Below are 24,140 nucleotides of genomic sequence, written 5' to 3' on the forward strand. Positions count from 1 at the left end.
GGTCACCAACCTCGGCAAGTTCGACTGGCCGCCGGAGAAGGTCCTGGCGCTCTACCGCAAGCGCGGCAGCGCCGAGGCGCACATGGGCGAGGTGAAGTCGGCGCTCGACCTGCACCTCTCGTCGACCGATCGCGGCGCCTCCACCGTTCAGGACGTGATGGCCCGCAACGAGGTGAGCCTGCTGCTCAGCCTCTACGCCTACCAGGTCCTGCATGGCCTGCTGGAGCGGCAGACCCGGCAAGGCTGGAGTCTCAGCCGGATGCGCGAGCAGGTGTTGAAGGTCGCCGCCACGCTGAGGCTGCACGCTCGGCGAATCACCGTTCATTTGGGGGCCGCCGCCGACAAGTGGTGGCCGACGCTGCTGAAGGGGTTGCCGAAGCTGACCGCACTGAGCTGACGCTCCTGCGAGACCACCACGGCATCAGAAAGCGAGCGACCGGAGCGGCGGTCGGCGATCACGGCTGCTTGGACGGCCGCAATTGATTCCAAAGAGCTATAAGAAAGCGGGAAAGGGTCCGCATTCTGGCATTACTCAACGACCATTCGCGCTGAAGAAGCCAATCTTGATGAGCGATGCCACCAGCCAGCACTTTCAGACCGCCCGATCAGCGCCCTCGTGAATGAGGCGGGGTAACGCTCGCAGTCTCTCCAAGGCGGCAGAAATCAGGCGTTGGTTACCGCGGTTCATTGCGAGCAACAGCTCTTCTTGAGCATTAACGAGCGTCGGCGAGTAGAGTGAATAGAGTGGCTGACCCTGGGTAACGCGATCGCCTTCGGACTTGGCAAATAGTTTCTCTATCCATCCCTCGACGCGGGGATGGATATGTACCAGCTTGTCCTCATCGTATTGGACATACCCAACTGTCCTTACCGTAGTGTCAAACGTATCCTTTTCGACCGTGCCTGTTTTGACACCAAGGTTGTTGACGACATCTGGAGAAATTTTTACTGTCCCAGGAGTATCCCCTTCGTCCTGATCATCATAAACCGGCACGAGGTCCATCCCCATCGGGGATTTTCCAGGTTTGTCCCGCTTATAGTTAGGGTCCATCGGCGCCACCCAGTAAAGGGGAGCGCGCTCTCCACTTTCTTCCATCCCAGTCTCACTACTATCGTTTCCAATAGCAGTTTCTACTGCCTTCAGGATGAATGTCTTGCCTCCCAGGACCATGCTACCGGACACGCCCAACATGACGCCTAACGATATGACGAAAAAGTACCTACCCATTTGATTCATCGTGATGTCTCATTCCAGACTTGAGAAGTCGTGAGTTAGCGTGAAGACGTGCCTTGGGACAGCAGGTAGTTGATATCCGAGATCACCTTGAGTCGTTGGGCTTTCAGGCCTATGAGCTCCACACTCGCATTGGTTTCATCAATTCGTGCCCGCACGGCTTCTGCAAAATCACCATCGTCATTGTTATAGGCATTCAGGGAAGCTTCGGCCTGTTCGCTCAGCTCTGGCAACAAGCGATTCCCATACAGTGCAAGCCTTTCATCAAGCCGCGACAACTTAGCCCAATTTGTTTCTAGCCTGGCAATCAGTTCGCGTATCAAGCTTTCCCTTTGATATTGCGCAGTTTCATAGCGAGAGGCAGCCGCCGCCACTCGCTTGTCCTGTCGATTTTCCGTAAAGATAGGCAAGTCGAATGTGACGCCGACGGAGAACAAATCCGCTCGGCTCCCACCCATGGGGTCGTCTTCTCGGTAGCCATACTGAGCCGATACACCCCATTCTGGCTTGTACTGCTGCCTCGCTGCATCGACTCCAATTTCCATGGCATCAATCGACTTATCGACTGCCAGCACGGCAGGGTGATACCTCACCCGCTCATACCATGCCTGACGATTGGGACGCTCAACGGCAGTGAAAAGCTTAGGTTCTTCCAATTCCAGCCCGGGGAAATCCGCCACTACCGGCATTATCGCTTCGCTCCCCAGCCATTCAGATAGCTGTCGTTCAACGGCCTCCTGTTGCTGCCTGAGATCGGTCAACCGGTCCTCCAGGCGAGTCAACTCCAACTGAGCACGAATCACATCGTCTTGGCGGGTCATTCCGAAGGCGGACGCATAACTCACCTCGGCCACCTCCGCTAGCTGCTCAAACAAGCTACGATCACGCTCTATCCGACTGATGCTCAGCTGAGCACGAGTGGCCTCCAGCCAAAGCTGGCTAACCGTAGCCTCGACTCTGGCTTCCCTATCCTGCCGCAACATCGGCTGTTGGGCGGCAAGCTGCTGCTTTTGTTGCTTGGCAAGCGCCAGGCTATCTCCTCTGGGAAATTTCTGACTGATTCCTACGCTGAACTGGGTCATACCTTCTTGATTCAAGTCAAAGGTATCAACCGGCAGATTTCCCGCTTTCAATGAAATCTGGGGATCAGGGAGCTGGGCCGATGCAATGGCCTCGTTCTCAAGGGCGGTTTCAATGGACGCACTTCCGGTTAACCAGGGGTCCTGATCAATGGCTATCTGTATCGCTTTTTGTAAATTGTCCGTTTCACTTCCGGCAACAGCAATAGCTGGCATCCAGGCGACACCCAAGACACCGCTGAATAACAATGCAGCCTTGATCACAGTGGCCCTCCAAACAAAAGGATTACGCTCAAAAAAATACAGAAAATTTAATAAAATAAATAATCAAACATTAAAAACTACGTTTATTAATTACTTTAAAATCATTAAACGAAACATTTAAAGTAATTGTTGGCCAGCATTAGCCGGCCAACTTTAATTTATCACTGAATGTCTACATGCAGACTGTACCGGTGTGTATCACTTTCCCCATGCCCCCCCGTATCTCCTGAAACAATCAAGCGGTACTCGCCTGCATCGAGTCTCTCATCAATTTTGAAGTCTCCATTGACAGAATTAGCTTCCGAAACGATATTGCCGGATGCGTCCATCAGTTTTGCTTTCATGCGAAGCGTAAAGTTTGATGACCCAGGAAAGTGCTCACTAGCTATCTTGACCTCGGAGCTTTCGTTTAATGAGAGCACATACTCATGAGCAAACCCTCTGGTCAATATTCCACTAGGTGTAACTCCCTCCGTCAGCTGTTTGGCCTGAGATTCGGTGTGGCCAAAATTGGCAAATGCTGGCGTAGCAACGAGGCTAATGATGGCAGCGGCAAGTGCGAATTTGATTTTCATGTCAACTCTCTCTTCCTGTTTGGTGACAGTCTCAGGATACGTTTCTAACCTGAACCCAGCCTTAACAGCCAGGCTATCAAACATGATCCAGATCATTCTTTTTCTCGTAACGATGGACACGACATATCTGATAAACTATGCAAAAAAATGACCTAAGTCACATTTTTAAACACTATGCCTTGCCCACATAAAAAAAGCTTGGGCATACGCCCAAGCCAAAAGATCGAAACAGCTTCTCTGCTATGCTACTAACTCATCCATCCTAGAAACTATATTGGGCAGCCACCATCACACGGCTCGCGTCTTCTTCACGACCATCGGCCAACTCCGTTTCGAAATAGCCATACTCAATTCCATACATCAAACGCTCGTTGGGAGTCCACATCAGATTAAGAAATGTATTCTTGTTCTTTCTACCCGCATTGCCACCTACGGTAGTGTCGCCTAAATCGACATCGGTATAGCCATGAGACGCGTTCAGTGAATACTGTGGTGATATTTGATAAGAAAGACCAAGGGCTCCGCCATCGCCAGATAGCGTTTGCAGCTTACCGTTGGTATCGACGTAGGCATCGGCACCGTTGAAGTAATCGCCAGACAGATAGAGGTAACTGTTCGCCCCCTCGCTGGCGTTCACGATCGCTCTCAAGGTCACCGGTCCGGCATGGTAGGCACCTGCGGCGAAGGCCCCATAGCCCATTTCCGTATCCTTTTCGCTTCCGGTATCGTACTTCAGCTGCCGGGCGATGCCGGCGATTGAGTAGGAAAAGTCACCCATACTATCTTCATAGCGCAGGCTCAACGCGGGCATCGATGATACGGCATCGTCATTATCCGGTAGCAAATCCTCTTCTGGCACTGAGCCATCTATATTCTCAGCCAATTGAGCTTGAGGGTCTTCCGCAGCTATCGAGAATCCTCCAATGGTGTAGCGCAACTGGGCAAGGCGCGTACCATAGCCACCATAGCTTCCCGCCGTGCTAAAGAAATCCAGTGTGGGCGTGGCGGCGACGAAGGTGTTGTAATTCGACCAGGTCTGCCCGGCAAGGATGCCATTCCAGGACCCATAGGCATGCCGTAGTCTGAAGCGCGTATTATCATCGTTGTAGGACCAGAAGTCCCCTTCGATAACGGTGTCTAGCGTGCTCCCTTCGACAGGCGTACTGGTCCGAAAGCCGATGCGGCTTTGTGTCGCGGTGACTTGAAACTGATCCCCGACATCCCTCTCATCTTCCGATCCTGCGACTTCAGCAAAGTAACCTTCGTTAGCCGATCCGGCATCCCGATCGAAGTTGTAAGCCATGTTCAGCCTGGCGTAGCCATAAAGCCCCACGGTGGTATCTCCCACTTGGGTTTCCAGGGCCGAAACATACGTCGAGCCGATTGCCAAGGCCATAAACGTCATGCTGACCAAGGGAATCTTCTTGTTATTCCACATGATGACACCTCTTTGTGAATTGTCTTGTTTTACGCCGATTGCGGCACTATCAAGTTAGCGAAGGTTCCTGAATTAAAGCTGAATTTGCCTGCCGGGATATAAATTTTTCATAAAAAAGGCCAGCTCATGGCTGACCTTCTGTAACCTCAGAATATTTGCCAATGAGGGTTAGTAGGCAACGTGCAGCTCATATCGGTTACTTAGTGCCTCCGCATTGCCGCCAAGCGACCATCCAGATACCTCCAGCTCGTAATTACCGGGCTGCAATTGGCGCTGGAGCTGGAAGTGACCTCGAGGGCTGGATGCTTCCGCTACACGGTTACCGGTATCATCATATAATATCGCTTTGATCTGATTACCCTGACTCGACACTCCCGCAAAGTGTTCACTTGAGACTCTCAGCGTCGTGGGCTGGTCGATGTTGACCTGGAAGCGTTTCGGGTGTCCATTAGCCAGGATCTGTGTAGGAGATACTCCTCTTTCCAAAACCGGCATCTCCTGGACACTGGCTCCCATGTTGGCGAGGACAGGCATTGAAAACATGCTTGCCACTGCCATTCCAAATATAATTGCCTTGAGCTTCATGATCTGTCCCTCCTTTTTGATGACACTGTCATGATAGCGGTGCAACTTGAAACAGAGCTGAATATAGGGCAATGAAAATTAAAAAAACGCCACCTTTCGGTGGCGCTAGCGTCGAAAAGCTACAATCGAAGTCAGAACATCAACCTCACTCCCGCCACCACGCCGGTATCTTCCGTGGCGTCACCGCTGGCGCGAGCGAGATCGGCGGTGTCGCCGTACTGCTTCTCCCAGTACGCCCCGACGTAGGGAGCGAAACGGCGGGTCACCTCGTAACCCAGACGCATGCCGACGCGCACCGAGTTGAGCCCCTCGCCGACGCCAAACTCCTCGACCTCGCTGGCAGCGACGGCAATCTCGGTGCGCGGCTGCAGATAAAGGCGTTGCGTTAGGCGCAGATCGTACTCGCCCTCGAAACTCGCCGAAACATCGCCCTCATCGCTGACCTGTAGCGCCACGTCGGTCTCGATGCCGTAGGGCATGACGCCCTGTAGGCCAACCACGCCGTAGGTGCGCTCGGCATGGTCGTCGGAGAAGATCCCACCTTGGTAGCCGATGCCGCCCTGGAGCTCCCAGAAGTCGGCGACGAGCCGGCTATAGAGTAGCTCCAGGGACTCGAACTCGGCATCCTCGCCGTCGCCCTGGACGTTATCGCCCTCGGACTTCAGGTAGACGCGGTTGACGTCACTGCCGTACCAGGCCTGGAAGTCCCAGACCAGGGCCTCTTCCCCCTTGTCGGGCACGACGTACTCGAGCCGGTCGAACAGTGCCATGCCCATATTGTGTTCCACAACCGGTGACGGCCAGCCGGCCGGAGCATCGTAGCCGTCCTCTGCCTGGGCGACGGAAAACGCTGTCGTGGCCAGCAGGACACCGGCGGCGGTCAGTGGGATTCTGTTATTCATGCCTTCTCCTTACGAAACCTTGACGACCCGGAACATGCCGGCATCCATGTGGTAGAGCAGGTGGCAGTGGAAGGCCCAGCTGCCCTCGGCATCGGCGGTGATCAGCGCCGAGACGCGCTCCCCGGGCTTGACGTTCAGGGTGTGCTTGCGAGGAATGAGCTCGCCCTGGCCGTTCTCCAGCTCCATCCACATGCCATGCAGGTGGATGGGATGCTCCATCATGGTGTCGTTGACCAGGATCAGGCGCAGGCGCTCGTCCTTGTTGAAGTGGATGGGGCCGGTCACCTCGCTGAACTTCTTGCCGTCAAAGGACCACATGTAGCGTTCCATGTTGCCGGTGAGGTGCAGTTCCAGTTCCCGCTCCGGTTCACGGCGGTCCGGCCAGGGAGTGAAGGCCTTGAGGTCCCGGTAGACCAGCATGCGTCGCGCCTCCGGGTCGATGCCGATGCCGGCCTGGTCGTAGCGGGATCCCGGCTGGGCCGCCCCCGCCGCCAACATGCCATTGGCGTTCATCCTGTTCTGTTCACCTGACATGCCCCGCATGTTGGCGTGGTCCATGCCCTCCATGTCTGAGCCGTTCATGCCGGAATGATCCATGCCCTCCATGTCTGAGCCGTTCATGCCGGAATGATCCATGCCCTGCATGTCTGAGCCACCCATCCCGGAGTGGTCCATGCCCTCCATGCCGTGGGCCCCCATGGCCTCCATGCCGCGGTCGGCAATCTTGCGTCGCTCGGGGATCTCGGCGGCCATGCCCTCGCGCGGCGCAAGGGTGGCGCGGGCGTAACCGCTGCGATCCATTGCCTCGGCGAAGATCGTATAGGCCGTGTCGTCCTCGGGGGCGACCAGCACGTCGTAGGTCTCGGCCACCCCTATCCGGAACTCGTCGACCGGTACCGGCTGCACCGGCTGACCGTCGGCTGCCACCACGGTCATCTTCAATCCGGGAATACGCACATCGAAGTAGGACATCGCCGAGCCGTTGATCACCCGCAGGCGGACCCGCTCACCGGCCTGGAACAACGCCGTCCAGTTCTCTTCGGGGGAATGACCATTGAGCAGGTAGGTGTAGGTGCTGCCGGTGACGTCGGCGATGTCGCGAGAGCTCATGCGCATCTTCGCCCACATACCACGCATCTCGGCGGTGGCAGCAAAGCCTTCCTCACGCACGTCGGCGAAGAAGTCGGCGATGGTGCGCTCCTGGAAGTTGTAGTAGCCCTCGGCGGTCTTGAGGTTGCGGAACACCGCCATGGGGTCTTCAAAGGTCCAGTCGGTGAGCAGCAGTACGTGCTCGCGGTCGTAGCGGAAGGGCTCGCGCTCGGCGGCATCGATGATCAGCGGCCCGGCGTGGCCGAGCTGCTCCTGCAGGCCGGAGTGGCTGTGGTACCAGTAGGTACCGTTCTGGCGAACGGGGAAACGGTAGGTGAAGGTCTCGCCCGGCGCGATGCCGGGAAAGCTCACTCCCGGTACGCCATCCATCCCAGGCGGCAGGATCAGGCCATGCCAGTGGATGGACGTGGGCTCGTCGAGCAGGTTGGTGACCCGCAGCACGGCGTCCTGGCCTTCCTTGAGCCGGATCATCGGCCCGGGGCTGGTGCCGTTGATGCTGATCGGGCGTGCCTCCTTGCCGTCGATCAGGATCGATTCGCGGCGGATGGCCAGCGACACCTCCGGCCCCTCTTCGACTCCCTTGGAATAGACATTGGTCTGACCCCAGGGGTTGGCCCAGCTAGGACGTAGGCTAAGGGCCGCTGCCGACCCAAGGCCAAGCGCCGCACCGCCTTTGAGGATCTGACGACGTGACATCGGGTGCGTGATGACGCGCGAGTTTGCCATGTGTGACTCCCGTCCATGTTTGACGCGAGCCAGTTTGACTGACGAACCTGAAACAGGCCTGAAAATGCGCAATTAATCGGTAGATTCCTTGATGGGCACCTCCATCCTCACGCACAAGCCCCCCAGTGCACTGGGCTCAAACCTCACTTTCCCGGCATAGCGCGTCATGAGTTGCCACAGAATAGACAAGCCAAGGCCATACCCAGGATGACTTTCATCCAGCCGCCGGCCGCGCTGGCCAAGGCGAGGCAGGTCATCTACTGGAACACCAGGACCGTCATCCTCAACGGTAATCCTGAGGACATCATCGAGCACAATGCGACTGTCCACTTTGCTACTGGCCCACTTGCCGGCATTGTCAAGCACAATCCCTAGCATTTCGGAAAAGTCCTGAGATTCGATGGGTACACGTTTCTCAAATTCCCCCGGCAAGCTCATGGTGAAATTAATGTTTGGGTAAAGACCTCGAAACATCTCGGTCAACCTTGTGCAATCACGATGGAGATCAGACATACGCCCCGCGTTTGGGCCCGCAATCCTTGACCGCCTAAGTTCTGCATCCAGTTGGGCGTGAATCTCCTCGAGACGCTGCACCAGCTTCTGGCGACGAGTATCATCAATAGGACGCGTCCCTCGCAGCACCTGGGTCACCGCCGCGAGCGGCGTCTTGAGTGCGTGAGACAGGTTTGCTACCGAGTCGCGAGATCGTTGCAAACGACTATCGATCTCATCCATGAATCGGTTGAGCTGAATGACCAAGCTATCTAGCTCAGAGGGAACATCCAAGGATAGACGCTCTTGATCTCCAGTCCGAAGTTTTCCAAGTTGATCACGGAGTCGTGAGAGAGGTATCAAGCCACGATTGACCGCCAGAATATTCAGCAGCACCAGGAGCAGTAACAGAACTGCCGCAATAGCCGCTACCCACCAGTGGAGCTCATGCAGCCCTGCTTCTACTTGAGAAAAATCTTCACCAACAAGTAGCACCCCACGTTCTTCCTCCAAAGAAAAAGACCGCCGATATACCAATATATGTTGCTCCCCATCCCTGACTTCCACGAGAGCATCACTGGTATCATCCAACAAAAAGTTCAGCGCCTTCACCCAACGTGGGTCTGAAGAGGAGATATCGCTTCCTAAGCGTAGAACGTACAAGTGGTGAAAGACTTGAAAGCCACGGCTCGCGGAATCCAGCACGACTGGGGTAGAAATATGATCCTGCTTGACTTGTTCAATCGCATGATCGGCTTCTCGTTTCAGGCGCTCTCCGAGAAAATCGCGCGCCAGGTCTTGAAGCAAAATACCATGCAACAGCCATGTGGCTCCGGTCACGATGATGGCAATGCCAGAGAGCCAACACAGCAAGCGGATTCGCAGGCTTCGTCCGTCAATGCGTAACAAAGACATACCCCTGTCCGCGCCGAGTCTGGATCATCGATTTCCCTACATAACGGCGCAATCTGGCAACATACACTTCGATAATATTAGGCGTCGCCGCATCTTGATCCAATGCATAAAGTTGCTGGAGAAGGCGTTCCTTAGATAGCACCCGATCTGGATGATGCATAAAATAACGCATGAGGGCGAACTCAGTTCCAGTCAGGGACTGCCAAGCCCTACCATTGACGCTGACAGATCGACTTGCCTCGTCCAACATAATACCATTGAGAGAAAGCTCATTCGACGTACTGCCAAACTTCCTGCGAAGTAGTGCTCTAATCCTGGCGATGAGCTCAGGCTCATGAAAGGGCTTTGTCAAGTAATCATCAGCACCTTCTTCAAGACCTACGACCTTATCTTCCCAGGTATCTCGAGCAGTCAGAATCAGAACAGGAAGGTCGTATCCATCTTTACGCCACTTCTTGAGCAAATCCAGCCCAGAGCCGTCTGGAAGACCGAGATCGAGGATTACCAGTTCATAGTGCTCGGTTGCCATAAGTGACCTGGCCACTTTCAGCGAAGTGGCCAAGTCAACCCGGTAACCGTTGTCTTTCAGACTTTCGGCCAGACTCTCTGCGAGAAGGTCGTCATCTTCAAGAAGCAACAGTTTCATGTAAAAAACTTACCCCTGTAAATCGATATTTCCGTACATGCCTGCCTCATAATGGCCCGGAATGTTGCAGGCGTACTGCAGCCCGTCCACATTCTGGGGGGCAGTCCATACAAGCTCTGCGGTGTCACCCGGCGCGATGGTCACTGACGGCATGCTGCCACCATGCTCGCCTTCGGCCATGTCATGGCCTCCGTGACCACCATGGCCACCACCACCGCCATGGCTACCCCCCATCTCCTGCATCATCTTGCGATGTGCTTCCTGAGCCTCGGCATCACCGATGACGAATTCGTGCTCCACGTTACCAGTATTAACAATTTCGAACTTGATTGTTTCGCCGGGAGCAATGTTGAGCTTCTCCGAGTCGAACCACATGTCACCCGCCTCGACGCGGATGGTGCGATCGACGTCAGCATTGCTCATTGATGAATGCGAACCGCCATGCTCACCAGCTGCAAAAGCAGCTGTCGTAGCGAGGCCGAGTGCCAGCGTCAGTAGGGTCTTGCGCATGATATGCCCTCTTTGAGTTGAGTCAGGGGAGTTCACTTGTAACGCACAAACCTGAAGACAAGCTGAACAAAGCAAAAAATAGTGTCAATCCACATCACACCTTGACATTGGGCCCACCCATAGGTTGTAAGCTCATAACTGAAGCCATGATTGCCTGCCCAAGATGGGTAAGGCGAATTCTCTACCATCGGCAAGATGAGAGGAAAGACCATGATCAAGCACAAGCAGCTTCTCGCCATCGCCCTAGCCGCCAGCATGGGTGTCGTCGCCAGCGGTGCCGCCACCGCACAAGGCATGCAACAGAGCCAGGGGATGCAACAGGGCGGCATGATGGGCGGTCAGGGCGGCATGGGCCCCGGCATGATGATGGGCGGCCAAGGCGGCATGGGCCCCGGCATGATGATGGGCGGCCAGGGCGGCATGGGCCCCGGCATGATGATGGGCGGCCAAGGCGGCATGGGCCCCGGTATGATGATGGACGGTCAAGGCGGCATGGGCCCCGGCATGATGATGGGCGGCCAGGGCGGCATGGGCCCCGGCATGATGATGGGCGGCCAGGCCGGCATGGGCCCCGGCATGATGATGGGCGGCCAGGGCGGCATGGGCCCCGGCATGATGATGGGCGGCCAGGGCGGCATGATGCCCTGTCCGATGATGGCGAACATGGGAGGCATGGCCGGAATGCTCGACGAAGAGCAGCTGAGTTCCCTACGCGAGATGCGCAGGGAGCACCGTTCCGCCCAGTTCGAACGCATGGGCGAGATGATGAACCTGCGTGACGACATGATGCTGCTGATGCAGGCGGAGCGTCCTGATCCGGAGGAGGTCCAGGCACTCCATGGTCAGATGGCCACCCTCCAGGGCGAGATGATGGCGGACAAGGTGCGCATGCGTAATCGGATGCAGGATCTGCTGAGCGATCAGCAGCGCGAGCAGCTGAAGCAGGACCCGTCTTCCGGCAACAACCCGCAGTGATACCCGATGCCCGCCGCCTGACGGGTATCGCTCAGCCATCTCGCTCCCTATTGCGCTGGGTCAAGGTGGTCAACCGGATGACTGGCACAGAATGACACAAGGATGACGAGGGAATCACCATGACCGAACAGGCCAGACCGCTGCACCGCACACGAGGAGGACGCTTGCTGGCGTTGCTGCTCGTGGTGCTACTGTCAGTGTCCGGCCTGACCGCTCAGGCGGCCATGGAGAGCTGCGCCGCTGACTGCAGCACGGCTGAGGTCGAGTTGTTCGATCACGCCGACCCCGAATGCGCCGGCTGCGCGGCCCTGGCGTCGACGCCCCTCGTCATTCCTGCCACCCCCGACACCCTGGCCGACACCGCCGGACCGGCTAAGGTCGAATTCATCGCCCCGCCCCCGCGCGAACCTCCCAGACCCTGACCGTGCATCCAACGCCTCGGTGATGCTGGCCATCGGCCTGCCACCGGATTTACCTGCACGTTCGTCAGGAGTCTTGTTATGTTCAGCAACGAATGCTTCGCCTTCATGGACTCAATGAGCTGGATGGGATGGCTGATGCCGCTGACGGTCACGCTTTTGCTTGGCCTAGGCATTGCCGCCCTCGTCAAATACCTGTTCGTTTCCCGTCACACCCAGGAGAACCGCTCATGAACCGCTTTGCCCCCACCCTCTTTTTCTCCACCGCGCTGCTGTTGGGCGCCGGCACCACCCAGGCCGCATCGCCGACCGAGGCCACCCTCTACAAGAATCCCCAGTGCGGCTGCTGCGACGAGTACGCCCGCCAGCTTGAGGAGCGCGGTGTCAGCGTGACCATCGTCGATGACGTGGAGCTGGGCAAGGTCAAGGAGCGCGTCGGCCTGCCCTACGGGCTCGGCGCCTGCCACACCATCGAGATGGGTGAATACGTGATTGAGGGCCATGTTCCCTTCGTGGCCGTGGAGAAACTATTCGAGGAACGTCCTGACACCGATGGCATCGGCCTGGCCGGCATGCCTATCGGCACCCCCGGGATGCCGGGCCCAAAGCAGGAAGACTGGAACATTTATCAATTCCGGAACGGGGAGGCAACACCCTTCATGACCCTGTAATCCGACCTACAGGCAGAGGAAAAAGGGCCGCTTCACGCTTGAGTTAAGCGGTTTTTTCTGTTTGGTTGAAGCACAACTGCGTCGTGATATGTAGGGCGGGACAGGACTGCCGATGACGTCAAGGCATTGGCACTTGGTCGATAGCACCCACGGCCCGACAGGCCAACCGGCCACTTCGGGCGCGGGCAGGGGTAAATAGTGGTCATAAGGGCCGTATTCCTCGGTGGCGCTCCTGTAACACCAGTACCACCAGCGTCAGGGCTGTCAGCGGGAGTGCAAAGAACAGCATGGTGACGCTGAAGACCGGTAGCGCATCGTGGTGTGTGGCAGCCAGGATCAAGTAGAGGGTGTAAGCCAGGTAATAGGCTAACAGAACGCCACCCTCCCAGCGGCTGATCACCCCGCCAGTGAAGCAGATCGGTAGACAGAGCAAGGCCACGGCATTCATGACCGGGATATCGAAACCCGCCATGGCCTCGGGGACGGCGATGCCGGTGGGAGCCAGCAGCCCGGCCAGGCCCAGCACGCCAAGGAGATTGAACACGTTACTTCCCACCACATTGCCAACGGCAATGTCGCGCTCCCCACGCAGCGCAGCCACGATCGAGGTGACTACCTCGGGAAACGAGGTACCCGCCGCGATGATGGTCAGACCGATTACCTGATCGCTCACGCCTAGCGACTGAGCAAAGACCACGGCGCCGTCCACCAGCCAGCGCGACCCCAGCACCAGCATGCCCAAGCCTCCCACCACATACGCCAGGTTGTTCAATAGCCTGGCGCCTATCGGGCCATGCTTGGCGCGGCTCTCCGGTGATGGTTCCCGACGGCTCTGGCGGAAAAGGAACAGCAGGTAGGCAGTCAGGCCTATCACCAGTAGCCCTCCATCAAGACGCCCGACGCTGCCATCCAGAACCAGTAGCAGGACCAGCAAGGAGAGTCCGACCATGAGCGGGATGTCGAAGCGAATCAGCTGCTGTGCCACGGTCAGCGGTACGATCAGCGCCGAGACGCCCAGGATGAACAGCACGTTGAACACGTTACTGCCCACCACGTTGCCCAGGGCAATACCCGCCTGGTCATCGATGGCCGCCTTCAGGCTGACCGCCAGCTCAGGCGAGCTGGTACCGAAGGCCACGACCGTCAACCCGATGAGCAGCGGCGACATGCCGAACCTGACAGCCAGTCGAGAAGCGCCCTTGACCAGTCCCTCGGCCCCGATGATCAGCAACAGCATCCCGGCAATGAGCGCCAATATCGTCATTATCACTCCCTAAGCCCCACCTCTCGGGATTCCACTCTCCAAGATCTCCCTGGATGAGCCGGAACCGGCATGCTGCTATCGCCCGTCATCCTGCAATTGGTACCGCCCCGTATCACCGCCTTCACAACAGCCCCTGCCTCGATAACCGTCCTTGACCTCGCGCCTTGCGGCCACCCTGCCGATTCACCATGATGGCCTGTATCATCAGCAGGCTAAGCGCATTCATCGCCGCCAGAACGACAGGGACGCCCCATGAGCCAGACCGACGCCCAGCTACGTGAGCTGATCCTCACCCTCGTGCCCGATGACGGCAACACCATCGGCAACGCCAGGCTGCTCAAGCAGCTCAGCGAAGAGGCCGGCGAGATCGACAAGCTCGACTACGAGCAGGTCCGCGACGGGCTAGTTGAGGAAGGCGTGCTGGGCAAGGGGCGCGGCCGGGGTGGTTCGGTCTACCTCACCGCCCCCCCCATCCTGAGAGAAGACCCGGCTTCAGACGACATGGCCCCTGACCTCACCCTGCAGATGCAGGAGGTCCCCACCGAGCTGCCGCTGAACCAGCAGCAGGCCAAACCGAAGCTGACCACCAAGCCACGGCAGAAGAAGCCTGACCAGGCCGAGGTACTCTCCTACCGCTTTGAGGAGAAGCGCAAGAACAACCCCCACGTGGGCATGGTGGATACCGCCAGCGACGGGGTTGAGGAGACCACCAGCTGGGCTTATGACCCGCACCTGGACCCGAAACTGCAGTTCGATTCCTCCGCCAACCGTGCCCAGGTCGAGGCGCTGATCGACGATGCCCTGGCCTCCGGTGACCAGAAGCAGATGAAGGCCGCGCTCGAGGAGCTCAAGCGCCGGCAATCCCCCTACCTGCAATGGACCGGCAAGGCCGAGCGCACCAGCTTCGAGGTGGATACCGTCTCCCTGCACGTTCATGAGCGTATCGACCCCGCCACCATCCTTGGTGAGGTGCAGAAGCGCATGAAGACGGGCAAGAAAGGTGGCAGTGCCTTCCAGCCCGACATGTTCCATGCCCCCTTCGAGAACCTGCCACTGCGCGAGGCCATCGACTTCTACAAGCACGAGCGCGACTGGGCCAACCGCCTGATCGCCGGCGACTCCCTGCTGGTGATGAACTCCATGTTGCAGAAGGAGGGCATGGCCGGGCAGGTGCAGATGATCTATATCGACCCGCCCTACGGCATCAAGTACGGCTCCAACTTCCAGCCGTTCACGAACAAGCGGGATGTGAAGGATCGCAAGGACGAGGACCTGACCCAGGAACCGGAAATGATCAAGGCCTTCCGGGATACCTGGGAGCTGGGCATCCACTCCTACCTCACCTATCTGCGCGACCGACTGCTGCTGGCCCGGGAGCTGCTTAGCGATAGCGGATCGGTGTTTGTGCAGATTTCGGAAGAAAACATCCATTTAGTAAAAAATTTGCTTGACGAAATTTTTGCCAACTCAAACTTTTTGAGCCTTGTTACAGTTGTGAAAACAAGTGCCCAGGAGTCTGAGAGCTTGCCTAACGTTTGTGATTATCTGCTGTGGTATTGCAAAGATAAAGAAGTTGTAAAATATAACAAAGCATGGATGGATAAAGTTGAAGAGGACCTGACTACTACTGAGTATAAGAAGCTGAAGTTTCCTGACCTCTCAGCGCGATCACTCAGCAAGGATGAACGCCTTTCTGGAGGTTCCCTTCCGGAAGGGGCCCGACGTTATCGCCAAGACAACATCGTGTCTCAGCGACCACCTGGTAGCTTTCCGGTCACCCACCAAGGAATTTCAGTAAAACCAATCACTGGTTATTGGAAAACTGGAGAGATAGGTTTCCCAAGACTTCTCCGTTCGTCAAGGATTGAATGGAGGGGGAAGATGCTTAGCTATGTTAGATTTCTTGATGACTTCCCGGTTAAGCCAATTTCAAACTTTTGGCCTGATGTCAGGTTTTCAAGTAGGGCCGAAGACAAGCAGTATGTAGTACAAACTTCTGGAAAAATTGTTGAGCGCTGTCTGCTAATGACCACCGATCCCGGCGATCTGGTACTGGATCCCACCTGCGGCTCCGGTACCACGGCCTATGTCGCCGAGAAGTGGGGCCGTCGCTGGGTCACCTGCGATACCTCCCGGGTCGCGGTTACCCTGGCCAAGCAGCGCCTGATGACCGCCAGCTATGACTACTACGAGCTGAAGTATCCCCAGGAGGGGCTGGGTGGCGGCTTCATCTACAAGACGGTGCCGCATATCACCCTCAAGTCGATTGCCAACAACCCGGAGATCGATGAGCTCTACGAGCAGTACCATCCTGCCATCGAGCAGGCCTTGGCCAAGCTAAACCAGTCGCTGCAAGGCAGACCCATCACCTTCACCGTCGAAGCAGTGCCCTTCGCCACCGTGCTGGGCCTGGACGAGGCCGAGCAGCCCAAGGAGGCCGACGTCGCCGTGGCCCGCTCTGGGGCTACCTCCCGCCATACCCAGTGGCGCGAGGAGCTGCTCAAGGCTGGTATCCGCGGCAAGGGGGGCCAGCATCTCAAGCTGATGGACCTGGAGACCCTGCCCGGCGCCAAGTACCTGCACGCCGTGGGCACCGTCGCGGAAACCGGGGAGCGGGTCGCCGTCAGCTTCGGCCCCGAGTATGCCGCCCTGGAACAGCGTCAGGTGGAGATCGCCAAGAACGAGGCGGGTGATCTCTTCCCGCTGCCCAAGCTGCTGGTGTTCTGTGCCTTCACCTTCGACCCCGAGGCCGCCAAGGATATCGACAGCATCAGGGGCATCCAGGCCATCAAGGTGCAGATGAACACCGACCTGCTCACCGAGGACCTCAAGAAGAACGCCCGCAGCAACGAGTCCTTCTGGCTGATGGGCCAGCCGGACGTCGAGGTGCATGAGCTGAAGGACGGCAAGCTGCAGGTCGAGGTACACGGCTTCGACTACTTCGATACCAAGAGTGGCGAGCTCAAGTCCGGTGGCAAGCGCGACATCGCCGTGTGGGAGCTGGATACCGACTACGACGACCGTTCCCTCTACCCGCGCCAGGTGTTCTTCCCCATGGCCGGCAAGAAAGATGGCTGGTACAAGCTCAAGAAGGACATCCGTGCCGAGCTCAACGAGGAGCTGCTGGACAAGTACCACGGCACCAAGTCGTTACCCTTCGAGCTCGGCGACAACCGCTGCATCGCGGTGAAGATCGTCGATAACCGCGGCATCGAATCGCTGAAAGTCGTTCGGCTGGACTGACCCATGACACAGCACACCAGCCTCTTCGAGGTGCTGGCTCGCCATGAGGGGGTCGATACCGAGTACAAGGCGGCCCGGGGCGGGCTGCCCAAGAGCCTGTGGGAGACCTACAGCGCCTTCGCCAACACCGCGGGTGGGACGATCTACCTCGGGGTGAAGGAGGGCGATGAGGGTCCATCCACAGCTGGTCTCACCGAGGCGGATGTGGATAAGCTGCGCGGTGAGTTCTGGGTCACGCTCAACAACCCCCAGAAGGTCAGCGCCAACATTCTCCAGGAGCACCACGTCAGCGTCGAGACCTACCAAGGCGACGCCATCCTGGTGATCGAGGTGCCCCGTGCCACACGCAGCGAGCGGCCGGTCTACACCGGCGTCGACCCCTTCAAGGGCAGCTACCGTCGCAACCACGAGGGTGACTTCCGCTGCAACGAGGCCGAGGTGCAGCGCATGTTCGCCGATCGCCTTGAACAGCAGCCGGCCGACAGCCTTATCCTCGAGCACTTCAGCGTCGATGACCTCGACGCCGCCTCGCTCCAGCAGTACCGCAACCGGGTGGCCTCCCGGGTGCCCGATCACCCCTGGCTGACCGAGAACGACCTTGGCCTGCTGACCAAGCTGGGCGGGTGGCGCAAGGATCGTCGCAGCGGTGAGCAGGGGCTGACCCTGGCCGGGCTGCTGATGTTCGGCAAGACAGAAGCCATCCAGGACCCCGCCGCCCTGCCGGGCTATCAGGTCGACTACCGCGAGCGCCTGGCCGAGGACGACGAGACCCGCTGGAGCGACCGCATCCACATCGATGGCACCTGGGTCGCCAACCTCTTCCAGTTCTACCAGCGTGTCGCCCAGAAGCTCGGCTACGACCCGGCCCTCAAGGTGCCCTTTCAGCCCGACCGCAGAGCCCAGAGCGATGCCCATGAGGCGCTGAAGGAGGCCCTGGTCAATGCATTGATCCATGCCGACCACACCGGCCAGGGAGGCATCATCGGCGAGCGCTTCAAGGAGCGCTTCGAATTCTCCAACCCCGGCACCCTGCTGCTCTCCCAGGAGCAGTTGATGACGGGGGGCGTCAGCGAGTGCCGCAACAAGTCGCTGCAGTTGATGTTCCAGCTGCTCGGCGTGGGCGACAAGGCGGGCTCCGGTCTCGACAAGATCCGGCGCAGCTGGCACGCCCACCTATGGCAGCCGCCCAGCCTGAAGGAGACCCTGCGGCCTGACCGGGTCATCCTCACCCTGCCACTGATCAGCGTGATGCCCGAGGATGTGATGGCACGCCTGCAGCAGCGCTTCGGCCAGGCCTTCGAGGAGCTCTCACCCGATGAAGCGCAGACGCTGGTCATCGCGGCCCTGGAGCAGCAGGTCACCAACCGTCGCCTGCAGGAGATGCTGACGCTGCACCGGGTCGATATCACCCAGATGCTCAGCGGCCTGGTGGAGAAGGGCATGCTGGAGCCCCATGGGCGCAGCCGGGGTGCCTACTACACCCTGCCGACATCGCTCGCCGCCCCCACCGACCTGAAGGTGGAGAACAGCTCCCCACACGCCGACACTATGCTCCCTCATAGCGAGCAGAGCTCCCCCCACAAAGGCGCTACCTTCCCGCATAGTGAAGAGAGCTTCCCGCACAGCGATGCCGACGAGGACGCTCGAGCATGGGAAGCGCTGCAGCGGATCGCTGCCCCGGTCGCCGCCGCCAGGCGCACCCCACCGGAGACGATGCAGGCCACGCTACTGCGGCTCTGCCAAGGCCGCTTCCTCACGCTTCGTCAGCTTTCCGAGCTGCTCCAGCGTTCACCCAAGAACATCGGCGAGCGGCATGTGGCCCCGCTGGTGAAAGCAGGCAAGCTCGAGCTGCGCTACCCCAATGTCCCGAACCACCGGCAGCAGGGCTATCGCACGGTAGAAGGAACCACCGCATGACGGCCAACTCCCTGATCATCAATTCGCCCTACGATGCCCCCTCGGCCTATTGGGAGCGCGACGGCAAGCAAATGGCCCTCCAGCAGGGCCGTCGTCCCGCGGCCTACGAGATCTTCGACACCCGTAACAACACCCAGCGAACCGAGCCGCTGGAACAGGTCAACAAGATTCGCCAGCGCGTGGACGAGTGGCGGGCGGATGGCTACCCAGGCGTCACCAGTGTCACCCGTCAGCTGCTCGAGCACTGGCACGCCCGGGGTGACTGGGACCCGGATGCCTGTCGCTGGGAGGGCGGGCCGCGCCAGTACCCGTTCTACTTCTGCCAGCTCGAGGCCATCGAGACCCTGATCTGGCTGCTGGAAGCGCAGGAACAGTACCGCCAGGGCATCTTCCTCAGCGGGGATGGTGGCCCCTGGGAGCGCATCTGCAACAAGATGGCCACCGGCTCCGGCAAGACCTCGGTGATGTCGCTGATCATCACCTGGCAGACCCTCAACGCCATCCACTACCCCAAGGACCGCCGCTTCTCCAAGGCGGTGCTGATCATCACCCCGGGGCTGACGGTGAAGAGCCGCCTTCAGGTCTTGAAGCCAGGCCATCCCCAGAACGTCTTTGACGAATTCAACCTCTGCCCCAACGAGGCCATGCGGCAGCAGCTCAACCGGGTCGAGCTGGTCATCGAGAACTGGCACACCCTGATGCCACTCAAGGAGCAAGCCCGCTCCGTGGTCAAGAAGGGCAAGGAGAGCGACGAGGCCTTCACCCGGCGCGTGCTGGGGTCGCTGGCCAACGAGCGCGACCTCATCGTGATCAACGACGAGGCCCACCACGCCTATCGCCAGCAGGCCGAATCCAAGATCAGCAAGAAGCAGGCCGAGGAGCTGGGCATCGATCTCGAGGAGGCCACCCGCTGGATCGAGGGGCTGGACCGCATCCACAAGACCCGTCGTATCCGGCGCAGCTTCGATCTCTCCGCCACGCCCTTCGCCCCCACCGGCAAGAGCAATACCGAGTCAGGCCTGTTCGAGTGGATCGTCTCCGATTTCGGCCTCAACGACGCCATCGAGGCCGGGCTGGTCAAGACGCCACGGGTGGTAGTGCGCGACGACGCGCTGGCCAACGCCAAGACCTACGCCAGCAAGCTCTATCACCTCTACCGCGAGGACGAGGTGAAGGAAGACCTCAACCGCCGAGCCGAGGTCACCGCCCCACTGCCAGACCTGGTGCAGAAGGCCTATGCCCTGCTGGCCTACGACTGGAAGGAAACCCGCCAGCAATGGCAGGAGGCCGGCCACAGCATTCCTCCGGTAATGCTCACCGTCTGCAACCGTACCGAGACCGCGGCGCGCATCGAGCACTTCTTCAACGGCGGGGACTGCCTGATCCAGGAGACCCAGGCACCCGACGCCACCCTGCGGGTCGATTCCAAGGTGCTCGAGAAGGCCGAGCAGGGCGAAACCAGCAGCAGCAAGGACAAGCAGTATGCGGCTCGACTGGAGGCCCTCATCAAGGCGGCCCGACTCCCTGCCGACAAGGAGGCCGACCTGCTGGCCATGAAGCAGGAGGAGCAGCTGCGTGCCCTGGTCGATACCGTCGGCAAGCGTGGTCAGCCGGGGCAATACCTGCAGAACGTCATCTCGGTGGCCATGCTCTCCGAGGGTTGGGACGCCGCCAACGTCACCCACATCATGGGACTGCGCGCCTTCACCAGTCAGCTATTGTGCGAGCAGGTGATCGGCCGCGGGCTGCGCCGCGTCTCCCACGACATGGACGCCGACCGCAAGTTTCTCCCCGAGTACGTCAACGTCTTCGGCGTGCCGCTCTCGATCTTCCAGGATGCCAGCGAAGGCGGCGAGGCACCGCCACCACCCAAGCCAAGCGTGCGCATCGAGGTGGAACCTGGCCGCAACCACCTGGAAATCCGCTGGCCCAACGTCGATCGCATCGACAACGTGCTCAAGCCGGAGCTGGTGATCGACTGGCAGAGCGTACCCACGCTCACCCTCGACCCGGCCCAGACCCCACTCAACGCGGATATCGCTCCCTCACTGACCGGCTCCCCCAACCTGGCCATGGTCACCGAGATCGACCTTGAGCGGGCGGTGGAGGAGTTCCGGCTGCAGAACCTCACCTTCCGCGCAGCCCGTAAGCTCTACCAGCACAACCAGGCCACCTTCGGAGGCGACAAGCAGTTCCTCGCGGTGCAGCTGATCCGGCTGGTCGAACAGTTTCTGGAAAGCCGAAAGCTGGATATCCCCAGTCTCTGGCATCAGGACCCGGTACGCCGCCGTCTGCTGTTCGCCCTGAACATGGACACCGTAGTGGGCCATGTGAATCGCCACGTCACCGAACAGAACGTGGAGCGTCAGGAGCTGATCTTCGATGAGCACCAGCCCATCGGCGCCACTGCCTACATGCGGCCCTGGCTCACTACCAAGCCATGTGCCCCGACGGAGCGCTCGCAGATCAGCCACGTGGTCTACGACAGCACCTGGGAGAAGATGGTCGCCGACGTCTGCGAAGACCACCCCAGCATTGCCGCCTGGGCCAAGAATGACCACCTCGACTTCAAGGTGCGCTACCTGTGGCGGGGCTCATCGCGCAACTTCGTGCCCGACTACCTGATCCGACTCGCCAACGGTAAGACGCTCGTGCTCGAGGTGAAGGGCCAGGACAGTCAGCAGAACGCCGAGAAGCGCACCGCCATGGAAACCTGGGTGAAGGCCGTCAACGAGCAGGGAGGCTTCGGGCAGTGGGTCTTCGATACCGTATTCGAGCCATCCCAGACCCGCGACGTCATCGAAGGGCACCTATGATGCGGAGCCGTACGGGCTGGCCTAAACCAGCTTGAACGGCTCGATATCGCGGAAGATGCCGGTCTTGGTCATGTCGCGACGCAGGGTGAAGGCCTCCATGGCCGCGACTGGGTCGACCTGATCCAGATTGTCGAAGTGGATCTTCCCCCACTGCGTGCGGGTGGCTTTCACGCTGAACAGATACTGATCGCGCTCGCCGCCGGTGGCGGGGCGGGGGCGCCTTGGCGGTACCGGAAATGAGCGACTCCAGCACTGCCCCCGACATTCCAGAGGTTCGATCAGGCGAGTGCAAGCTCCTCCAGCAGTGCCGCCAGCGCCTGTCGCTCCCGCCCCTCCAAGGTCTTCAGGGGTAGCGGCAGACTGGGCGATTCGGCAAGCTTCGAAAGCTCCGCCGCGGTCGCCACCACACGCAGGCTCCCCCCGTGCTGTCGGAATAGCGCCCACAGCGACTCCAGACGTTGGCTTAGCCGCAAGGCTTCCTCTGCGCGACCGGCCTGGGCGGCACGGGTGATGGCCAGTGCGGTCTCGGGAAACAGGCCGCCGATCACCGAGTACCAGGCGTCACAGCCCGCATTCAGCCCTATGGCGGCCATGGGGTCGCCGCTGACGCCTATCGTCACCCCCGCAGGCACCAGAGTTCTCAGCCGCTCCACCCGTTCCCGGGCGGCCTCTGGCTCGACGGGAACGCCGGGGATCTTGATCGAGGCCACCCCGGGCAGCTGGGCGATACGCCCGTGCAGCTCGTCACTGAAGGTGAAGTGGGTGGTGCCGGGGTTATCGTAGACGCACATTGGTACAGAGAGCCGCGCGGTGGCGTCCTGGTAGAGGCCGAACACCTCCTCGTCGGAGAGGGGCTGATAGCTCATCGGCGCAAGCAGCACCGCGCTGGCCCCCGACGCTTCGGCATCCTCGGCCAGGGCAAGCACCTCGCGGGTGCGCAGGGCGCTGATGCCTACGATCACCGGCACTTCGCCAGCGTGGGCTACGGCGAGCCTAGTGATGCGCGCCCGCTCATCGCGAGTGAGATAGGCATAGTTGCCCGTCGAACCAAGCACGCCGATAGAGTCGACCCCTGCGGCGGCCAGCCGCTCGATCAGACCGACGAAGGCGACCTCGTCGATGGTCTGCTCGTTCATGGGCGTCAGGGGAAAGGCGCTGAGACCAGTCAGCATCAAGGAGGCTCCTTGTTCGACAGTTCACGTAGGGCTTGCTTGAGAGTATGTCATAGCCGCAATGCCACTGGAGCAGCCCTTTTCCCTTTCTCCTTTGGGGTTCGCAACTTGCTGACTTTTCAGGATAAGCCCCTTCCCCTTGATCTCCCCTTCCCTTCCACCTTTCCGCCCTTTTGGCATTTTCACTATTTGCTGATGTAATACCGCTAGGCCGACCATCGAGGCGCTTGACAGAGTTAGGTGCAGCGGCAAAAATATACGCAAACCACGTACACTTCTATGAAAGCAATTTTTGTCGAGCTGCCGGCCTTCGAGCGGCATCGCTCTACCTACTTCGACGATGCCGCATTTCGTGCCTTCCAGAGCTTCTTGCTCAAGAACCCCACGGCCGGTGACGTCATCCAGGGAACAGGAGGGCTGCGCAAGGTTCGGTTCAGCGACCCCAAGCGGCAGAAGGGCAAACGGGGCGGTGTTCGCATCATCTACTACTGGTGGCTGGGTGGCTCCCAGTTCTGGCTGTTCACCCTGTACGACAAGGATTCACAGGATGACCTGACCCCGCCTCATTCACGAGGGCGCTGATCGGGCGGTCTGAAAGTACTGGCTGGCGGCATCGCTCATCAAGATCGGCTTCTTCAGCGTGAATGGCCGTTGAGTAATGCCAGAACGCAGCCCTTTTCCTACTTACTTATAGCTCTTTGGAATCAATTGTGGCCGCCCACGCAGCCGTGATCGCCGGCCGCCGCTGCGGTCGCTCGATTTCTGCTGCTGTGGTGGTCTCGCTGGGGCATCAACTCAGCGGGGTCAGCTTCGGCAGCCCCTTCAGCAACGTCGGCCACTACTTGTCGGCGGCGGCGCCGAGGTGAACGGTGATGCGTCGGGCGTGGTGCGAGAGCGCGGCCGCGACCTTCAGCACCTGCTCGCGCATCCGGCTGAGGCTCCAGCCTTGCCGGGTCTGCCGCTCCAGCAGGCCATGCAGGACCTGGTAGGCGTAGAGGCTGAGCAGCAGGCTCACCTCGTTGCGGGCCATCACGTCCTGAACGGTGGAGGCGCCGCGATCGGTCGACGAGAGGTGCAGGTCGAGCGCCGACTTCACCTCGCCCATGTGCGCCTCGGCGCTGCCGCGCTTGCGGTAGAGCGCCAGGACCTTCTCCGGCGGCCAGTCGAACTTGCCGAGGTTGGTGACC

Annotated in this window: 24 protein-coding genes; 10 read left to right on the forward strand and 14 right to left on the reverse strand. The window is 59.4% G+C overall.

The features are described from left to right. The coding region (locus CK498_RS25230; protein WP_176475912.1) for a transposase at positions 1–397 on the forward strand (397 nt) is incomplete at its 5' end. Between the two features lie 195 nt (positions 398–592). Here CK498_RS25230 and CK498_RS25235 read toward each other — a convergent pair. The 10 genes from CK498_RS25235 to CK498_RS25280 form a co-directional block, all read right to left on the reverse strand. Further along, positions 593–1,237, reverse strand: coding sequence for an efflux RND transporter periplasmic adaptor subunit (locus tag CK498_RS25235; protein WP_229359219.1), 645 nt, complete (start codon positions 1,235–1,237; stop codon positions 593–595). A 35-nt stretch (positions 1,238–1,272) separates the two neighbouring features. Next, positions 1,273–2,577 (reverse strand): TolC family protein, encoded by a 1,305-nt coding sequence (locus tag CK498_RS25240; protein WP_229359220.1) that lies wholly within the window; start codon positions 2,575–2,577, stop codon positions 1,273–1,275. Between the two features lie 161 nt (positions 2,578–2,738). Continuing rightward, the gene (locus CK498_RS25245) at positions 2,739–3,248 is read right to left on the reverse strand and encodes a hypothetical protein (protein ID WP_095623606.1); all 510 of its coding nucleotides are present in this window, start codon (positions 3,246–3,248) and stop codon (positions 2,739–2,741) included. A gap of 166 nt (positions 3,249–3,414) precedes the next feature. Beyond that, positions 3,415–4,590: a DcaP family trimeric outer membrane transporter gene (locus CK498_RS25250; protein ID WP_217987862.1), complete on the reverse strand. Its 1,176-nt coding sequence runs from the start codon at positions 4,588–4,590 to the stop codon at positions 3,415–3,417. Between the two features lie 168 nt (positions 4,591–4,758). Continuing rightward, a complete protein-coding gene (locus CK498_RS25255; protein ID WP_095623607.1) occupies positions 4,759–5,175 on the reverse strand; it encodes a hypothetical protein in 417 nt (138 codons plus the stop codon). A gap of 131 nt (positions 5,176–5,306) precedes the next feature. Further along, on the reverse strand, positions 5,307–6,077 hold the full coding sequence (locus tag CK498_RS25260; protein WP_095623608.1) for a copper resistance protein B: 771 nt from the start codon (positions 6,075–6,077) through the stop codon (positions 5,307–5,309). A gap of 9 nt (positions 6,078–6,086) precedes the next feature. Further along, on the reverse strand, positions 6,087–7,913 hold the full coding sequence (locus tag CK498_RS25265) for a copper resistance system multicopper oxidase (protein WP_095623609.1): 1,827 nt from the start codon (positions 7,911–7,913) through the stop codon (positions 6,087–6,089). Between the two features lie 72 nt (positions 7,914–7,985). Beyond that, positions 7,986–9,320, reverse strand: a complete 1,335-nt coding sequence (locus CK498_RS25270) for an ATP-binding protein (protein ID WP_095623610.1) — start codon at positions 9,318–9,320, stop codon at positions 7,986–7,988. Continuing rightward, positions 9,301–9,966 (reverse strand): response regulator, encoded by a 666-nt coding sequence (locus CK498_RS25275; protein ID WP_095623611.1) that lies wholly within the window; start codon positions 9,964–9,966, stop codon positions 9,301–9,303. The genes CK498_RS25270 and CK498_RS25275 overlap by 20 nt, the downstream gene beginning before the upstream one ends. A 9-nt stretch (positions 9,967–9,975) precedes the next feature. Continuing rightward, complete coding sequence (locus CK498_RS25280) at positions 9,976–10,476, reverse strand: cupredoxin domain-containing protein (RefSeq protein WP_095623612.1); 501 nt, start codon at positions 10,474–10,476, stop codon at positions 9,976–9,978. 210 nt (positions 10,477–10,686) lie between these two features. Here CK498_RS25280 and CK498_RS26300 point away from each other — a divergent pair, with 210 nt between their 5' ends. From CK498_RS26300 to CK498_RS25295, 4 genes are all read left to right on the forward strand, one after another. Continuing rightward, positions 10,687–11,451 carry a hypothetical protein gene (locus tag CK498_RS26300; RefSeq protein ID WP_176475913.1) on the forward strand — a complete coding sequence of 255 codons (765 nt, stop codon included), beginning with the start codon at positions 10,687–10,689 and terminating at the stop codon, positions 11,449–11,451. A 119-nt stretch (positions 11,452–11,570) separates the two neighbouring features. Continuing rightward, on the forward strand, positions 11,571–11,873 hold the full coding sequence (locus tag CK498_RS25290; protein ID WP_089686912.1) for a hypothetical protein: 303 nt from the start codon (positions 11,571–11,573) through the stop codon (positions 11,871–11,873). Positions 11,874–11,951: 78 nt separating this feature from the next. Beyond that, positions 11,952–12,104, forward strand: coding sequence for a hypothetical protein (locus tag CK498_RS26305; protein WP_023007307.1), 153 nt, complete (start codon positions 11,952–11,954; stop codon positions 12,102–12,104). Next, positions 12,101–12,541: a DUF411 domain-containing protein gene (locus CK498_RS25295; protein WP_023007306.1), complete on the forward strand. Its 441-nt coding sequence runs from the start codon at positions 12,101–12,103 to the stop codon at positions 12,539–12,541. The genes CK498_RS26305 and CK498_RS25295 overlap by 4 nt, the downstream gene beginning before the upstream one ends. Positions 12,542–12,743: 202 nt before the next feature. On the opposite strand, the gene CK498_RS25300 is transcribed toward CK498_RS25295, so the two are convergent. Continuing rightward, complete coding sequence (locus CK498_RS25300) at positions 12,744–13,805, reverse strand: calcium/sodium antiporter (RefSeq protein WP_089677388.1); 1,062 nt, start codon at positions 13,803–13,805, stop codon at positions 12,744–12,746. A gap of 252 nt (positions 13,806–14,057) precedes the next feature. Here CK498_RS25300 and CK498_RS25305 point away from each other — a divergent pair, with 252 nt between their 5' ends. From CK498_RS25305 to CK498_RS25315, 3 genes are read left to right on the forward strand one after another with little or no spacing between them, the layout of a single operon-like run. Beyond that, positions 14,058–17,048: a site-specific DNA-methyltransferase gene (locus CK498_RS25305; protein WP_095623614.1), complete on the forward strand. Its 2,991-nt coding sequence runs from the start codon at positions 14,058–14,060 to the stop codon at positions 17,046–17,048. A 3-nt stretch (positions 17,049–17,051) separates the two neighbouring features. Then, positions 17,052–18,965: an ATP-binding protein gene (locus CK498_RS25310; RefSeq protein WP_095623615.1), complete on the forward strand. Its 1,914-nt coding sequence runs from the start codon at positions 17,052–17,054 to the stop codon at positions 18,963–18,965. Continuing rightward, a complete protein-coding gene (locus CK498_RS25315) occupies positions 18,962–21,781 on the forward strand; it encodes a BPTD_3080 family restriction endonuclease (RefSeq protein WP_095623616.1) in 2,820 nt (939 codons plus the stop codon). The genes CK498_RS25310 and CK498_RS25315 overlap by 4 nt, the downstream gene beginning before the upstream one ends. A gap of 21 nt (positions 21,782–21,802) precedes the next feature. Here the strand turns inward: CK498_RS25315 and CK498_RS25320 are convergent, their stop codons facing one another. Together CK498_RS25320 and CK498_RS25325 are read right to left on the reverse strand one after the other, a co-directional pair. Next, on the reverse strand, positions 21,803–21,952 hold the full coding sequence (locus tag CK498_RS25320; protein WP_229359221.1) for a hypothetical protein: 150 nt from the start codon (positions 21,950–21,952) through the stop codon (positions 21,803–21,805). A gap of 107 nt (positions 21,953–22,059) precedes the next feature. Next, a complete protein-coding gene (locus CK498_RS25325) occupies positions 22,060–22,953 on the reverse strand; it encodes a dihydrodipicolinate synthase family protein (RefSeq protein WP_095623617.1) in 894 nt (297 codons plus the stop codon). Between the two features lie 279 nt (positions 22,954–23,232). Here CK498_RS25325 and CK498_RS25330 point away from each other — a divergent pair, with 279 nt between their 5' ends. Continuing rightward, a complete protein-coding gene (locus CK498_RS25330) occupies positions 23,233–23,535 on the forward strand; it encodes a toxin (protein WP_095623618.1) in 303 nt (100 codons plus the stop codon). Between the two features lie 128 nt (positions 23,536–23,663). Then, entirely contained in the window at positions 23,664–23,819 is a 156-nt protein-coding gene (locus CK498_RS26310; RefSeq protein WP_176475914.1) for a hypothetical protein, read from the forward strand. Here CK498_RS26310 and CK498_RS25335 read toward each other — a convergent pair. Further along, the coding region (locus tag CK498_RS25335; protein ID WP_176475915.1) for a transposase at positions 23,792–24,140 on the reverse strand (349 nt) is incomplete at its 5' end. The genes CK498_RS26310 and CK498_RS25335 overlap by 28 nt on opposite strands.

Origin of the sequence: Halomonas salipaludis (assembly GCF_002286975.1) — a bacterium.
GTDB lineage: Bacteria > Pseudomonadota > Gammaproteobacteria > Pseudomonadales > Halomonadaceae > Franzmannia > Franzmannia salipaludis.